The sequence below is a fragment of the Streptomyces sp. NPDC056347 genome (genome assembly GCF_042262625.1).
Lineage (GTDB): Bacteria > Actinomycetota > Actinomycetes > Streptomycetales > Streptomycetaceae > Streptomyces.
Window position 1 is genome coordinate 1 of the sequence record NZ_JBHJQP010000183.1, and the last position, 15,628, is coordinate 15,628.

Annotated in this window: 11 protein-coding genes; 3 read left to right on the plus strand and 8 right to left on the minus strand. The window is 70.7% G+C overall.

Going from position 1 to position 15,628, the window contains the following annotated elements:
* Window positions 1-33: 33 nt before the first annotated feature.
* Window positions 34-2,850 carry a preprotein translocase subunit SecA gene (gene secA, locus ACFCV8_RS30455; RefSeq protein ID WP_376688708.1) on the minus strand — a complete coding sequence of 939 codons (2,817 nt, stop codon included), beginning with the start codon at window positions 2,848-2,850 and terminating at the stop codon, window positions 34-36.
* 283 nt (window positions 2,851-3,133) lie between these two features.
* On the opposite strand from secA, the gene ACFCV8_RS30460 reads away from it, so the two are divergent.
* Complete coding sequence (locus ACFCV8_RS30460; RefSeq protein ID WP_376688709.1) at window positions 3,134-4,309, plus strand: winged helix-turn-helix domain-containing protein; 1,176 nt, start codon at window positions 3,134-3,136, stop codon at window positions 4,307-4,309.
* Between the two features lie 48 nt (window positions 4,310-4,357).
* On the opposite strand, the gene ACFCV8_RS30465 is transcribed toward ACFCV8_RS30460, so the two are convergent.
* From ACFCV8_RS30465 to mtnA, 7 genes are all read right to left on the minus strand, one after another.
* Window positions 4,358-5,101 carry a response regulator gene (locus ACFCV8_RS30465; RefSeq protein ID WP_376688710.1) on the minus strand — a complete coding sequence of 248 codons (744 nt, stop codon included), beginning with the start codon at window positions 5,099-5,101 and terminating at the stop codon, window positions 4,358-4,360.
* Window positions 5,102-5,287: 186 nt separating this feature from the next.
* Window positions 5,288-5,977 carry a ribosome hibernation-promoting factor, HPF/YfiA family gene (gene hpf, locus ACFCV8_RS30470; RefSeq protein WP_376688711.1) on the minus strand — a complete coding sequence of 230 codons (690 nt, stop codon included), beginning with the start codon at window positions 5,975-5,977 and terminating at the stop codon, window positions 5,288-5,290.
* 321 nt (window positions 5,978-6,298) lie between these two features.
* Entirely contained in the window at window positions 6,299-7,066 is a 768-nt protein-coding gene (locus tag ACFCV8_RS30475) for a ComF family protein (RefSeq protein ID WP_376688712.1), read from the minus strand.
* Between the two features lie 184 nt (window positions 7,067-7,250).
* Window positions 7,251-9,044, minus strand: coding sequence for an LpqB family beta-propeller domain-containing protein (locus ACFCV8_RS30480; RefSeq protein ID WP_376688717.1), 1,794 nt, complete (start codon window positions 9,042-9,044; stop codon window positions 7,251-7,253).
* Between the two features lie 61 nt (window positions 9,045-9,105).
* The gene (mtrB, locus tag ACFCV8_RS30485) at window positions 9,106-11,127 is read right to left on the minus strand and encodes an MtrAB system histidine kinase MtrB (protein WP_376688713.1); all 2,022 of its coding nucleotides are present in this window, start codon (window positions 11,125-11,127) and stop codon (window positions 9,106-9,108) included.
* Window position 11,128: 1 nt separating this feature from the next.
* A complete protein-coding gene (mtrA, locus tag ACFCV8_RS30490) occupies window positions 11,129-11,818 on the minus strand; it encodes a two-component system response regulator MtrA (RefSeq protein ID WP_187740742.1) in 690 nt (229 codons plus the stop codon).
* A gap of 4 nt (window positions 11,819-11,822) precedes the next feature.
* Window positions 11,823-12,971: an S-methyl-5-thioribose-1-phosphate isomerase gene (gene mtnA / locus ACFCV8_RS30495; protein ID WP_376688714.1), complete on the minus strand. Its 1,149-nt coding sequence runs from the start codon at window positions 12,969-12,971 to the stop codon at window positions 11,823-11,825.
* A 141-nt stretch (window positions 12,972-13,112) separates the two neighbouring features.
* Here mtnA and ACFCV8_RS30500 point away from each other — a divergent pair, with 141 nt between their 5' ends.
* Window positions 13,113-14,318, plus strand: a complete 1,206-nt coding sequence (locus ACFCV8_RS30500; RefSeq protein WP_376688715.1) for a glycerophosphoryl diester phosphodiesterase membrane domain-containing protein — start codon at window positions 13,113-13,115, stop codon at window positions 14,316-14,318.
* Between the two features lie 689 nt (window positions 14,319-15,007).
* Entirely contained in the window at window positions 15,008-15,421 is a 414-nt protein-coding gene (locus ACFCV8_RS30505) for a hypothetical protein (RefSeq protein WP_376688716.1), read from the plus strand.
* The last annotated feature ends 207 nt before the right edge of the window (window positions 15,422-15,628 follow it).

Genomic DNA, 15,628 nt, shown 5'->3' on the forward strand with positions numbered 1-15,628 from the left:
CCTGGTCGGCGGTGACGGGCGGCCGTCATCACATCACTTCTTGCGGCGCCGTCCGCCACCGCTCTTCTGCGCCTTGCGCCGCTCCGCCCGGGTCAGCCCGTCCGACTCGGAGCCGGCCGCGCCGCCGCTGGAGAAGTCGCCCTCGACGACACCGCCCTCCCCGTCCACCGTGGGGGCGGAGAAGTGCAGCCGGTCCGGACGCTGCGGGGCGTCGAGCCCCTTGGCCCGGATCTCCGGACGCGCCGCCGGAACGGCCTCCTCCTTGACGAGCGAGGTCGGCTCGGCCGCGTCCTCCTGCACCGGGACCTCCTCGACCTGCTGCTCGACCTGGACCTCCAGGTTGAACAGGTAGCCGACGGACTCCTCCTTGATGCCCTCCATCATGGCGTTGAACATGTCGAAGCCCTCACGCTGGTACTCGACCAGCGGGTCCTTCTGCGCCATGGCACGGAGGCCGATGCCCTCCTGGAGGTAATCCATCTCGTAGAGGTGCTCACGCCACTTGCGGTCCAGGACGGACAGCACCACACGCCGCTCCAGCTCGCGCATGATGTCCGAGCCGAGCTGCTTCTCGCGCGCGTCGTACTGCTCGTGGATGTCGTCCTTGACGGACTCACCGATGAACTCGGCCGTGATCCCGGCCCGGTCACCGGCCGCGTCCTCCAGCTCCTCGACGGTGACCTTCACCGGGTAGAGCTGCTTGAACGCGCCCCACAGCCGGTCGAGGTCCCACTCCTCCGCGAAGCCCTCGGCGGTCTCCTGGCGGATGTAGTCGTCGATCGTGTCGTCCATGAAGTGGCGGATCTGGTCCTGCAGATCCTCGCCCTCCAGGACCCGGCGGCGCTCGCCGTAGATGACCTCGCGCTGGCGGTTGAGCACCTCGTCGTACTTCAGGACGTTCTTGCGCGTCTCGAAGTTCTGCTGCTCGACCTGCGACTGCGCCGAGGCGATCGCCCGGGTCACCATCTTGTTCTCGATCGGCACGTCGTCGGGCACATTGGCCATCGACATGACGCGCTCGACCATCTGCGCCTTGAACAACCGCATCAGGTCGTCGCCGAGCGACAGGTAGAAGCGGGACTCGCCCGGGTCGCCCTGACGGCCGGAACGGCCGCGCAGCTGGTTGTCGATCCGGCGGGACTCGTGGCGCTCGGTGCCCAGGACGTACAGCCCGCCGAGCTCCTTGACCTCCTCGAACTCCGCCTTCACGGCCTGTTCGGCCTTCTCCAGCGCGGTCGGCAGCGCGGCCGCCCACTCCTCGACGTGCTCGACGGGGTCGAGGCCGCGCTGGCGCAGCTCCGCCTCGGCGAGGTCGTCGGGGTTGCCGCCGAGCTTGATGTCGGTGCCTCGGCCGGCCATGTTCGTCGCGACCGTGACCGCGCCCTTGCGGCCGGCCTGGGCGACGATCGTCGCCTCGCGGTCGTGCTGCTTGGCGTTGAGGACCTCGTGCTGGACACCGCGCTTGGAGAGCTGCTGCGAGAGGTACTCGGACTTCTCGACCGAAGTGGTGCCGACGAGGATCGGCTGCCCCTTCTCGTGCTTCTCGGCGATGTCGTCGACGACGGCGGCGAACTTCGCGACCTCGGTGCGGTAGATCAGGTCCGACTGGTCGGCACGGACCATCGGCCGGTTGGTCGGGATCGGCACCACACCGAGCTTGTAGATCTGGTGGAACTCGGCGGCCTCGGTCATCGCCGTACCGGTCATGCCGGAGAGCTTGCCGTAGAGGCGGAAGAAGTTCTGCAGGGTGATCGTGGCGAGGGTCTGGTTCTCGTCCTTGATGTCCACCCCTTCCTTCGCCTCGATCGCCTGGTGCATGCCCTCGTTGTAGCGGCGGCCGGCGAGGATACGGCCGGTGTGCTCGTCGACGATCATGACTTCGCCGTCGATGACGACGTAGTCCTTGTCCTTCTTGAAGAGTTCCTTCGCCTTGATGGCGTTGTTGAGGTACCCGACGAGCGGGGTGTTCACCGACTCGTAGAGGTTCTCGATCCCGAGCCAGTCCTCGACCTTCGAGACACCGGGCTCGTGGATGGCGACGGTCCGCTTCTTCTCGTCGACCTCGTAGTCGCCCGTCTCCTCGATGCCCTTGAGCGGGTTGCCCGCCTCGCCCTTGGTCAGCCGCGTGACCAGCTTGGCGAAGTCGCCGTACCACTTGGTGGCCTGGTCGGCCGGACCGGAGATGATCAGCGGCGTACGGGCCTCGTCGACGAGGATCGAGTCGACCTCGTCGACCACCGCGAAGTTGTGGCCCCGCTGGACGAGTTCGTCCGCCGACCACGCCATGTTGTCGCGGAGGTAGTCGAAGCCGAACTCGTTGTTCGTGCCGTACGTGATGTCGCACGCGTACTGCTCACGGCGCTGGGCCGGGGTCATGTTGGCGATGATGCAGCCCACGGTCAGGCCGAGGAACTTGTGGACACGGCCCGTCAGCTCCGAGTCGCGCTCGGCCAGGTAGTCGTTGACCGTGATCAGGTGCACGCCCTTGCCGGACAGCGCGTTGAGATACGCCGGCAGGGTGCCGACCAGGGTCTTGCCCTCGCCGGTCTTCATCTCGGCCACGTAGCCGAGGTGGAGGGCTGCGCCGCCCATCATCTGAACGTCGTAGTGGCGCTGGCCGAGAACGCGCTTGGCCGCCTCGCGGACGGTCGCGAACGCCTCGGGAAGCAGGTCGTCCAGGCTCTCGCCGTCCGCGTACCGTTCCTTGTACTCGTCGGTGAGCGCCCGCAGCTCGGCGTCGGAGAGGTTGACGAAGTCCTCTTCGATGGAGCTGACCTGGTCCGCGATGCGGTGCAGTTTGCGCAGGATCTTGCCTTCGCCTGCACGCATGAGCTTGTTGAAGACGGACACTGAGGCTGGTCTCCTTGCCGGTCGGGCCTGGCACTGGGTCGTTGGATGGACTCTGGCGCGGGCACGGCAGGTGGGCCCCACCGCAACGGCCATCGTAAGCGAGGACCCCGCCGCGCCGGGAGGGCCGCCGCCGCGTTGGCCCCGCCGTTCCCTCCCGGATCAACGGCCGGGACGCTCCGAAGGTGCCGGGAACCCCCGAAAAGTGTCCGTCCGCCCCCGGACGGCCGCCCGGGCTCCACGGCCCCACGACCGGCTGTCAGTGCCTGCCTCTAGGGTGCGGGGCATGACGCCTGTCCCGCCGCCCGCCGTTGAACTCTCCGCCGACCAGGCCCGCAGGATCGCGCTGCGCGCCCAGGGCTTCCTCGGCGCCCCGGACCGCCGCTCCGGGGTCCCGGGCGTGCTGCGGCACCTCGGCGCGGTGCAGCTCGACACGATCTCGGTGCTCGCCCGGTCCCACGAGCTGATCCCTTACGCGCGCCTCGGCGCGGTCGGCCGGCGCACCGTGGAGGAGGCGTACTGGGCGGGTGGCCGCGCCTTCGAGTACTGGTCGCACGCGGCGTGCGTCCTGCCGGTCGAGGAGTGGCCGCACTTCGCCTTCCGCCGCCGTGCCTACCGCTCCCGCCCGCACTGGGCCCACGAGCTGCCGGACGGCGCGTACGGGACGGTGATCGAGCAGCTGCGCGCCGAGGGCCCGCTGACGGCCACGGAGCTGGGCGGCGCCAAGAACGGCGGGGAGTGGTGGGACTGGTCGGCGTCGAAGGTCGCCGTCGAGCGCGCCCTGATGTACGGCGAAGTGGTGTGCACCGCGCGGCGCGGCTGGAAGCGGGTGTACGACCTCGCCGAGCGCGCCCTGCCCGACGCCGTGCTGCACGAGGACCTGGACGACGCGGAGTGCCTGCGGCGGCTGGTCGCGCTCGCCGGGCAGTCCCTGGGCGTGGGCACCCGGGCGGACATCGCGGACTACCACCGGCTGAAGGCCGAGCAGTTCGACGCGGTGGTGGCGGACTCCGGGCTGGTGCCGGTGACGGTCCAGGGCTGGGCGAAGCCCGCCTGGGCGGACCCCGCGGCACTGGCCTCCGAGCCGCGCGGGCGGCACCGTACGACCCTGTTGTCGCCGTTCGACTCACTGGTCTGGGAACGTGCGCGCACCGAGCGGATCTTCGGCTTCACCCACCGCCTGGAGGCCTACGTCCCCAAGCCCAGGCGGGTCCACGGATACTTCGCGATGCCCCTGCTGGCGGGCGGGAAGCTGCTGGGCCGGGTCGATCCGGCGCGCGAGGGCTCCACCCTGGTCGCCCGGCAGGTGTCGATGGCGGGCGGGAAGGCCGTCGCACCGATGGCCGAGGCGCTGGTGGAGGCCGCGTCCTGGGTCGGGTGCACCGACGTCCGGGTGGAAAGGGTCGACGCACCGGAGCTGCGCGAACCGCTCACCCGGGAGCTTGCCCGCGCCCTGGCCTGAGCCGGTGCTCGACGCCGTGCCCGGACCGGTGCTTCCCGCCGTCCGTCCTCACCGGATCTCCAGGATCTTCTCCCTCATCGCATAGACCACGGCCTCCATCCTGGAGTGCAGCTGCAGCTTCTCCAGAATGTTGCGGACGTGGTTCTTCACGGTGTTCTCGGAAATGAACAGTTCCTTCGCGATATCGCGATTGTTCATACCCGTGGCGACGAGCTTGAGGACTTCGAGTTCACGGTCGGTGAGGCGCGGCGCGGGAACCAGTCTGCGCTCGTCGGTCCGCTGGATCATCGATTTGAACTCGGTGAGCAGTTTGGACGCCATGGAAGGACTGATCTGGGACTGTCCGTCGGCGACCGCGCGAATGGCCGTGGCCACCTCGTCCGTGGAGATCTCCTTGAGGAGGTAGCCGGTGGCTCCGGCCTTGATGGCGTCGTAGAGGTCGGCCTCCTCGTCGCTGATCGTCAGCATGATGATCTTCGCACTGGGGGCCACCTCCTTGATGGCCGTGCACGCCTCGATGCCGCCGCGCTTGGGCATCCGTACGTCCATCAGCACGATGTCGGGGAGCAGGTCGGCGGCCTGGTCGACCGCCTCCGACCCGTCGCCCGCCTCACCGACGACCTGGATGTCCTCCTCCTGGGCGAGGACGATCTCCAGCCCCCGGCGGAAGAGGGCGTGGTCGTCCACCACGAGAACTCTGATCGGCTCCTTGCGGAAACCGCTGTCCGCGCCGGCACCGGCGATCTCGTCGGCGTCATTCGCGTCACGCACGGGCCCGAAGGCGTCCGCCATCGTTCCTCCCCCTGAAGGCCATGGCCTGAAGTCCACACACTGTGCGCCAACGGCAGTTCACAGAACCCCGGTTGGCCTGGGACGCCATGATTCCATGCCCGGACCTCGGAGCGGTGATCCTGTGGTCGCACGCGGATGCCCCTGGGGGCGCACAGGCACTCCAGGGGCACCCGCGGAGGGACGATGTCAGCCGCCGAGCGCGCCGCCCGCGCCGCCCGCCTCGTCGGCGGCCAGCGGGTCGGTCCTCAGATGGATGACGCCGTAGTCGTAGGCATGCCGCCGGTAGACGACACTGGGTTCCTTGGTCTCGGAGTCGACGAACAGATAGAAGTCGTGCCCGACCAGCTCCATCTCGTAGAGCGCCTGGTCGAGCGACATCGGCGCGGCGACGTGCGTCTTCTCGCGCATCACCAGCGGACCCTCGCCCTGCACCTCCAGCGAGCCGATCCTGGTGGTGGGCACGGAATCGGTCGCCTCGTCGGCGACCAGCTCGCCGTCACCGTTGAACGACGCCGCCCCCGGCACGATCTCGGCGACCTCCGCAGCGGGAATCCGGCCACTGCCCCGGCGGCTGTAGCGCTTGTCGTGCTGCTTGCGCAGCCGCGCCTCCAGCTTGCCGGTGGCCAGGTCCAGCGCTGCGTACGGATCGCCTGCGGCCGCCTCCGCCCGGATGACCGGGCCACGCGAGCGGAGCGTGATCTCCACCCGGTCGGAACGGTCGGCCTGACGGGGATTCGGCTCCTTGGACACCTCGACGTCGAGGCTGATCACCTTGCCGTCAAACTTCTGGATCTTGTCCAGCTTCAGCTTCTCGGCCACGTGCTTGCGGAACCGCTCGGGCACCTCGGTCTTGCGGCCCTTGACGACGATGTCCACGCAGAACTCCGTTCCCGGATCGCTCCGCTCAGCGGCGGAGCATCTCCCTTTTGCACCAGGCCCCGGTGACGACCGGAGCCGCGGACTCGGTGACTTCCACCTCCTCCTCCCCCATCGGCGGAGCCTCGGCCCCACCGAATTCCAGCGTCTGGACTACCGGTGTGTTGCCTGCCCGAAACCTGGCGGTGCATTCAGCGAGGTCCGGCGTTCACCATTCCTCACAACCGAACATAGCCTGCCTGGCCGGATATCGGCACCCGCTACTCGCACGTACCTCCGATCGGGCTGTTTTTCCTACTCATTACCTGCAACGCAGGGAGTTCATCGAGAGTTCCGGTTTATTTCGAAGGCCGATGGAGATACCGCGACAACGGCCGCCTGCCCGCCGCCTTCCCGGGCGAAGCCGACCCGCCCACACGGGTCCGGTCCCGCACCCCGCGGTGCGTCCCGCGCCTCCCGCACCGCCCGCGCCGCCTCGGCGAGCGTGGCCCCGGTCGTCAGGAGGTCGTCCACCAGCACCACCCGGCCGGCCGCGAGGAGCCGCTCTCCCCCGGCCACCACCTCCAGCGCCCCCGCCAGGTTCGTCTGCCGGCTCCGGGCGTCCAGCCCCGCCTGGTCGGCCACGGCCCGCCGCTGCCGCAGCAGCGGCACCACCTGGGCCCGGACGCCGTCGCGCCGCAGCTCCCGTGCCGCGGCCCGGGCGATTCGCCGCGTCGGGTCATGGCCCCGCGCCGCCACCGCGCGCCGCGCCGACGGCACCGGTACGAGCAGCAGCGAACCGGCCACCGTCCCGGCCCGCACCGCGCCCTCCCGCACCGCACCCGCCAGCGCCGTACCGAGCGCCCCGGCCAGTCCCAGCTCGCCACGCTCCTTGTGGGCCAGCAGCACGGCCCGCACCGCGTTCTCGTACGCGGCGGCCGCGTGCACCACCGGCAGCCCCGCCGGTTCCGGAGCGGGTCTCACCCGGCGCGGAACCCCGCCGTACAGCGCCACGCGGCACTCCTGGCACAGCTCCACGCGCGGCCTGCCGCAGCCGCCGCAGGACACCGGCAGCACCAGGCCGGAGATCTCACGCCACCACCCCCGCATGACCCCACTGTGCGCTTCCTCCCGCGAACCGGCCACCGCTGTGGAAAACCCCGGCCGGACCCGCCGACGCGCCACCCCGCACGCCCGGGAGCGACGGCGGGCGCGATTCCGGTCGCCGGCGCGCCACTCCGCGCGCCCGGGACGCCCCGACCGCGCCTTCGGAGATCCCTCAGCCGGAGATCCCTCAGCCCGGGTAGACCAGTGAGAAGCCGCCCTTGACCACCGTCTGCCAGTTGTCGCCGGGCGACAGCTTGACGATCCCGTCGCTGGACGTGGCCGCCATCAGCGGAAGCTGCTCGTCGTCCGCCGCCGCGACCGACGACACCTGGTTGACCCCCGGCAGCACACCCGACGCGGACGTCGAACCGTCCGCCTGCACATAGCGCACCTGCTGCACGCCGTCCTGCTCCTTGCCGACCACCACCAGACGGCTGCGGCCCGACCAGGACATCGCCGTCACATCCGTCAGCTGCGGCGCCGCCTGGCGCAGGTCCACCACCGACACCTTCTGTGCCGCCACCGGCCCACGCCGCTCGATCCGGCCGATCTGGAGCGTGTTGCGCCCGTCCTCGCTCACCAGCAGGGCGACCCGCACACCGTCGGCCGACATGCGCACCGCCTCGATCCGGCCATCGCCCAGCTCGGGCACCCCGACCTCCTGCGGGTCGCCGGTGCCCCCGGGCAGCCGCAGCAGTCTCGGGTTGCCGGGGTCCCGGTCGGCGACCCACAGATCGCCCCGGGCGTCCCAGCTCGGGGCCGACAGCCGGTCCTTCGCCTTGTGGGCGCGGCTGATCACCGAGGCCTCGGGAAGCCCGTCGTCCGAGATGATGGACGACACGTAGAGAGACGTTCCGTCGTGCGAGACCGCCGCGGCCGACTGCTCGTCCCGGGCCACGCCGACCGCGCCCATCCGTACCGGCCCGTCACCGAACGGGCCGGACACCGGCTCCGGTATCCCGCTGCCCTTGGTGGAGCCGGGTATTCGCTCCACGCGCCCCTTGTCGTCGACGAAATACTGACTGTCCGGCCCACTCGACGAACCGTCGGGGGCGAACTCCTCCGCCTGGTCCGTACCGAGCAGGCACAGCTGGGAGCCGTCGGAGCGCTGCAGCTCGACCTGCTCGACCCGTGCCGACGTCAGGTCCTTCAGCGTGTAGAGGATCTGCGAGGCCATCATGCGGCAGGAGCGCTGCCCGACACCGTCCGCCTTCTTGTCGAGCGGCACCTTGAGCACGTTGCGGTCGTCGGGGGCCAGCGACGTGACGCCCTTCTGCAGCGCCGTACCGGACGGGAACCGGGACGCCACCGACGGGCGCAGCCAGTCGGTCGGCCCCGCCAGCAGACTGCGCACGGACTGCGTCACGGTGTCCATCCCCGTGACGGGATCCGTCCGGCTGCGGAGGTAGACGGGGTCGGCGACCAGCGTCGGCTGCCCCTCGGACCGGCCCGCCGCGAAGTAGTACTTGTTCACGGAGCGGTAGAGCCGCCGGAAGTCCGACTGCCCGAGCAGCAGGCCGTCCGGTACGTGGTCGATCCGCCACTCCTTGCCGTCCGGCCCGTTCTCCTTCACCAGATGCAGGGTCTGCCGGTACTCGGTGGGCGCGAGCGGCTGGTAGGCGTTCTGGGCGTCGACCGTCGCCACCTCCTCACCGGTCAGCGTGTAGGTGGCCTCGGTGATATTGCGGTCGCTGTCACGCAGCGGACCGTCCTTCCTGGTGGGTGCCTTGGTGAGCACCGTGGTGGAGGCACTCGGCTTCCAGGCCGCCGCCGCATCCCTCGTCAGGTACTGGCGGGTCGTCCTGAAAAGCGGATCGTCACTGGTCATCGACTCCAGGAAGCCGTCGACCACCTCGTTGGGAGTGGCGTCGTCACGCGGGGCGACGGCGTACACCTGTACCTGGGAATCGCCGGGCTGGGAGGCGTCGACCGCCTTCACGTCCCCGGTGACCGGCATCGAGCCGCACGCGGACAGCAGCATCGCACCGCATCCGATCAGGGCGGACAGCCCCAGCACCCGCCCCCGGCCGTCCCCGTGAAGGTCAGTGCCCACGATTCGCCCCTCCCCGCTCCGGGTCCTGCACCACCGTGTCCGATTCGCCGCCCGGCCGCTCCTCGGCATGGCGGGCGACCACCCGGGCCCCGCTCCCGGGCAGGGCCGCCGGATGCACCGAAGCCGACCCCGGCCGCGGCGCGGCGGGAGCACGGGGCGGTACGGAAAGCGCGGACCTGTCCTGGCCATCGGGCTGGCTCGGCACAGCCGTCAGCCGGTGCTCGCTCCCCGTCTTCGGTACGACGGGCCGTTCACGGCGCTCCCGGTTGCCGCGGGAGTCCTCGGGCTCCAGCGGTATCGGCGACCCGCGCAACGGCTCGTCCGCCGTACGCGGCAGGGTCAGGCGGAACTGCGAACCCCCGCCGGGCTCGCCCCACGCCTGCAGCCACCCGCCGTGCAGCCGGGCGTCCTCCACCGCGATGGAGAGCCCGAGACCGGTGCCCCCGGTCGTCCGCGCGCGGGCCGGGTCGGCCCGCCAGAAGCGGTTGAACACCCGCGTCGCCTCGCCGGGCTTGAGCCCCACCCCGTAGTCCCGGACGGCCACGGCGACCGCGCCGCCCGCCACCCCCAACCGCACCACGACATCACGGCCCTCGCCGTGCTCGACGGCGTTGACCACGAGGTTGCGCAGGACCCGCTCGACGCGCCGGGCGTCGGCCTCCGCTATCACCGGCTGCTCGTCGCCGACCACCCGGATCCGGGTGCCCTTGCGCTCGGCCAGCGGCTCGGCCCCGCCGATCACCCGCCGTACGACCTGTCGCAGATCTATCGGCTCCGCTTCCAGGGCCGCGGCACCGGCGTCGAACCGGCTGATCTCCAGCAGATCGGAGAGCAGCGACTCGAACCGGTCGAGCTGGTCCCCGAGCAGTTCCGCGGAGCGCGCCGTCACGGGATCGAAATCGCTGCGTGCCTCGTGAATGACGTCGGCGGCCATCCGTACGGTCGTCAGCGGCGTCCGCAGTTCGTGGGAGACGTCGGAGACGAAGCGCCGCTGCATCCGGGAGAGCTCCTCCAACTGCTGGATCTTCAGCTGGAGGTTCTGCGCCATCTTGTTGAAGGCCTCGCCGAGGCGGGCGATGTCGTCCTCGCCGGTGACCTTCATCCGCTCCTGGAGCCTGCCCGCCGACAGCCGCTCGGCGATGCCGGCCGCCATCCGTACCGGCGTGACGACCTGCCGCACCACGAACCAGGAGATGACCCCGAGCAGCGCGACCAGGAAGAGCCCTGCGGTCGCCAGCGTGGTCCTGACCAGCGTCAGCGACTTCTCCTCCTGCGTCAGCGGGAAGAGGTAGTAGAGCTGGTACGGATTGTGGTCGATGTCGTAGAGCCGCTTGCCCACGACCAGCCCGGGCTGCGGCGGCTGCCCGTTGGCGTACTGGATCTCGGAGTACGTCTGGTACGCCCCGGGTCCCTTGTTCACCGCGTCCCGCAGCCGCTGCGGGACGCTCACCGCTTCCACGCTGCCCGAGCCGCGCGGTGCGCGCGTTCCCTCGTCGGCGCTGAGCGCCACCACGTTGAAGGCGTTCTTCCCACCGCTGGCGAGCTGGTCGACGAGCTCGGTCCGCCAGGAGTTGTTCGCGGTGGCGCCGTCCGCCGGGTCACCGCGCTGGCCACCGGGGGTGAGCGGGGTGTTCGCCTTCTCCTGGGCCGCGGCGAAGCCGCCCGCCGCCTGGGTCTGGGCGGCCTTGCCCTTGGCTTCGAGCAGGCCGTTGCGCACCTGCCCGATCACGACCAGTCCGAGGAGCAGCACCACCCCGAGCGACATGAGCAGCGTGCCCGCGACGACCCGGAGCTGAAGATTGCGCCGCCAGAGCCGTACGGCGGGCAGCAGCGGGCGCCGCACCCATCGCATCAGCAGGCGCGGCACGGGGCCGCCGGGCGCCCGGTCGTGGAACAACCGGCCGCCCTGCAGAAGGCGCCCGAACCGGGACGCCCTGTCTTCCGGACCGGCAGCCCGCTCCGCACGGGCTCCCGGCTCCCCGGGCTGCGGAGCAGCGCTACTCGGGGTCATGTCAGCTCGGTCCGGCCTTGTAGCCGACGCCTCGGACGGTCACTACGATCTCCGGGCGCTCCGGGTCCTTCTCCACCTTGGAGCGCAGCCGCTGGACATGCACGTTCACCAGTCGGGTGTCGGCGGCGTGGCGGTAACCCCACACCTGCTCGAGCAGCACCTCCCGAGTGAAGACCTGCCACGGCTTACGGGCGAGCGCGACCAGCAGGTCGAACTCCAGCGGGGTGAGGGCGATCGACTGCCCGTCCCGCTTGACCGAGTGCCCGGCCACGTCGATGACCAGGTCACCGATGGTCAGCTGCTCCGGTGCCGGCTCCTCGGACCTGCGCAGACGTGCCCTGATACGGGCCACCAACTCCTTGGGTTTGAACGGCTTGACGATGTAGTCGTCGGCCCCTGACTCCAGGCCCACCACCACATCGACCGTGTCGCTCTTGGCCGTGAGCATGACGATCGGCACACCCGACTCGGCCCTGATCAGCCTGCAGACCTCGATGCCGTCCCTACCGGGCAGCATGAGATCGAGCAGGACCAGGTCCGGCTTGGCCTCTCGAAATGCGGCAAGTGCCTTGTCGCCGTCCGCTACGAACGACGGCTCGAAACCTTCTCCACGCAGCACAATCCCGAGCATCTCGGCCAGTGCGGTGTCGTCGTCGACGACAAGGACGCGTCCCTTCATAATCGACATCATCCCATTAGCTAATCGTTACCTGCGATGACCTGGCACACAGCGCTGCCAGTCCGGCCCCTGTGACCGGCGAAACCACCCCCTCCTCCGTGACGATCGCCGTCACCAGCTCGGGCGGCGTGACATCGAACGCGGGGTTGTACGCGGGCGTTCCCTCCGGCGCCACGGGCAGCCCACCGGCTCCCTGCCCCGTCGATCCGGCCCGCGGTGATGTGAACTCCGTCACTTCGGCCGCCGGTCGCTGCTCAACGACGATCGAAGTACCGTCCACGGTTCCCAGATCCACGGTCGTGGTCGGGGCGACCACTATGAACGGTACGTGGTGGTACTTAGCGAGCACCGCCAGCGGGTAGCTCCCCACCTTGTTCGCCACCGATCCGTCGGCGGCGATACGGTCCGCCCCGATGAGCACCGCGTCCACCTCCCCCGCGGCGAACAGCGAGCCCGCGGCGTTGTCCGTCAGCAGGCTGTACGGCATCCCGTTGCGCGCCGCTTCGTACGCCGTCAGCCGGGCGCCCTGAAGCAGCGGACGCGTCTCGTCCACCCACAGCCGCCGCAGCCGCCCCTTCCGGTGCGCGCCGAGCGCCACCGCGAAGGCGGTGCCTTCCCCGCCGGACACGAGCGCCCCCGTATTGCAGTGGGTCAGCAGCCGCTGCCCGCCACCACCGGGCAGCAACTCCTCCAGCAGGGCAAGGCCGTGCCGCGCCATGCGCCCGCTGGCCTCGGCGTCCTCCCGGTGCAGCGCCCTGGCCTCGGCCAGCACCGCCGCGGCGGCCTGCTCCGCGTCCGCCCCCTTCCCGACCGCGTCCCGGTACGCCCCGGCGGCCCGCCGCACCCCGTACCCCAGATTCACCGCGGTGGGCCGCGCACGGTCCAGCAGTTCCGCGGCCGACGCCACGTCGTCCCCCCGCGCGGCCGCGAGGGCCACTCCGTACGCCCCCGCGATGCCCAGCAAGGGGGCGCCCCGCACCGCCAGTGTCCGGATCGCCCGGACGAGGGCGGGCACGTCGGCACACACCAGCTCGGCCTCCTCCGCGGGCAGGCGCGTCTGGTCGATGAGCACCAGCGCGGGCCCCTCCGGGGGCTCGGCCCAGCAGAGCGCGGGAGACATCGGAGGCGTGCTGCTCGCCGGCGATTGTTCGTTCTGATCAGCCATCCGCCCAGTCTGCCCGCTGAGCCGCCCGCAGATGAAGGTGCGGAAGGACATGGAGCACCGGTCCGTACCCGGAGCGGCGCGTGACACGATGGCTGCCGGCCTGCCGACCCGATCAACGGGCGGGACCGTGAAGGAGCGAGAATGAACGACACTCCGGGCCGGGCCTCGCCCGGATCCGCCCCCTCCGAGGGCCGGGGCGCCGACGTCCCCCGCCCCTCCGAACCCGTCGACGGCAGCGGCCCGGCAGGAAACGGATCCGCCACGCGACCGCCCGCGGAACAGTGGTCCCCGCCTCCCACGGGCCGGACCGCCGGACCGCAGGGACCGGGCTGGGGCGGTGGACCGTACGGACCGGTCTGGGGACAGCCGCCAGCTGCCGCCAAGCCCGGCGTCATCCCGCTCCGCCCCCTCGGCGTCGGCGAGATCCTCGACGGGGCGGTCTCCACGATGCGCGCCCACTGGCGCACCGTTCTCGGCATCACCCTCACGGTGTCCGTGCTGGCCCAGATCGCGACCACCGCCATCGAGCGCTTCCTGCTGCCGAAGCCCGAGCCGATCGACCCGAACGCCACGGCGGCGGAAGCGGTACGCCGGATCACCGATTCCGCGCAGTCGGCCGCGTACACCAGCCTGCCGTCCCTGGTCATCACCATGATCGCCACGCTGATCTGCACAGCCGTGCTGACGGTCGTGGTCAGTCGCTCGGTCCTGGGCCGCCCCGTGACGCTCTCCGAGGCCTGGGCCGAGGCCCGGTCCAGGCTTCCTCGCCTGCTGGGGCTGACCCTGTTGGTGGCGCTGCTCGGCTCCGCAGTCATGGCCGTGGGCGTGTTTCCGGGAGCCCTGATCGGCGACGTCGCGGGAGCCGGACTCGTCCTTCTCGGCGGCGCGGCCGGGCTCGCCGCCCTCATCTGGCTGTGGGTCCGTTTCTCCCTCGCCGCTCCGGCCCTGATGCTGGAGCGACAGTCGGTCATCGCCTCCATGCGCCGCTCCGCGAAGCTCGTCAAGGGCGCCTGGTGGCGGACGTTCGGCATCCTGGCCCTGACCATGCTGCTGACGCTCGTCGCGGCGTTGGTCGTGGCCCTGCTCATCAGCATCCCGCTCGGGATCATCGCGGTGGCCTCCGGCGGCAACGAAGCCGGCTCCGCCTTCATGAGCGGCTCCACGAACCTCGACTGGCCGTTCCTGATCGTCTCCGGCATCGCCGACGTGATCATCTCGATGATCACGTACCCGCTCACCGCCGGCGTGACGGTACTGCTCTACGTCGATCAACGCATCCGCCGCGAGGCACTCGACCTCGAACTCGGACGGGCCGCAGGCCTGCCCGAATACGACACCGGAAGCTGACACCGTCCCGGGGGCGGGGGCATCGCGGCAGGACAACTACTGATCCGCGCGAGCGGCGGCCCCCGTGGACATCTCACCCGAGGCCGCGGGGCGCAAGCTGGCTCGGCCCCGGCACGCTCCGGGGCTGGACCAGCGAGCTCCCGCACACGGCCTCCAACGCCGCCCCCGCAGCGCGGCGGCCGACAGGCTGCCGGGGCCCACACCGCCGCCGCAACGCTGGAACGAGGCGGTCCAGGAGCGGACGCGCGCCATCGTCCGCTCCTCGGAGTACCGCGCTCTGCTCGCCCCCGCCCCGGCTACACCGCCAACGAAGCGGCTGGCCGGGGCGGGGGCTCACTTCCCTCACACACGACCCGCTCGCGGCCCCCGTCAGGGATGCCGACGACCTCACGTACGGGTGGCCGCGCCGTCGGCCGGCAGACGTACCTGACCATACGGGCGCTCGACGGCCTCGAAGCCGCCGCTCCTCGCAACCGCAGCGGCCCGAGAAGTGGCCCGATGAGCGGGCCCGGGCACCGCACCCGCCTCGGCGGCTCTCACCCCTCCCACCCGGCGCCACACCGTGCTGGCGGCTTCCGTGGCCGCCCCACACGTCAAGGAGAGACGGCCGAGGAAAGAGAGCGCACAGTGGACGGCGGTCTACGAGACGGCAACGGCCGCACAGGCCCAACCATGAGAGCCTCTCGTCCGTGGCTACTGAACCCGCGGTGGGAGAGCTGTTGCACCAGCGTGGCTGGCGGACAGCATTCACGGTCGCTGAAAGGGTGAACGCGTGGGCTGCCCTGGTGAGCGTCATCGAGCGCGGCTACGGCGACGACATCTACGAGTACACCAACGACCTCTACTGCCGAAACTGGCTGCACGAGGCGTGGCTCCTGCTGGACGAACACATCGTCCAGCTCTGGACCCCGCGGATCAAAGCTCTGGACGACCAGTACAAGGCCGTAACCGTCGACGACGACGGCCAAACACTCGATCAGTTCCACAGGCTCCCCGGCCCCGACCTGTGGTGGTGGCGGCGACACCCCCGCATCCTCACCGGGGACCTCGGGCGTTCGCTTCGCTCGGCCGGTGCCATCGGCGCCGACCAGGAGACGGCATGACCCTCAGCCTCGTGGGACTACGGGACAGCGCTTACCTCGCTCTCGAGGCAGCCGGGCAGCCCTGACCAGTCCGGCTAATGGCGGACGCGGCGCAGAGCCCCGCGTGCTGGTGCGGTAAACGCGAAAAAGCCCCGTGTCCTGACGGACACGGGGCTCATTCACAAAAGGAGTTCGGCGGCGTCCTACTCTCCCACAGGGTCCCCCCTG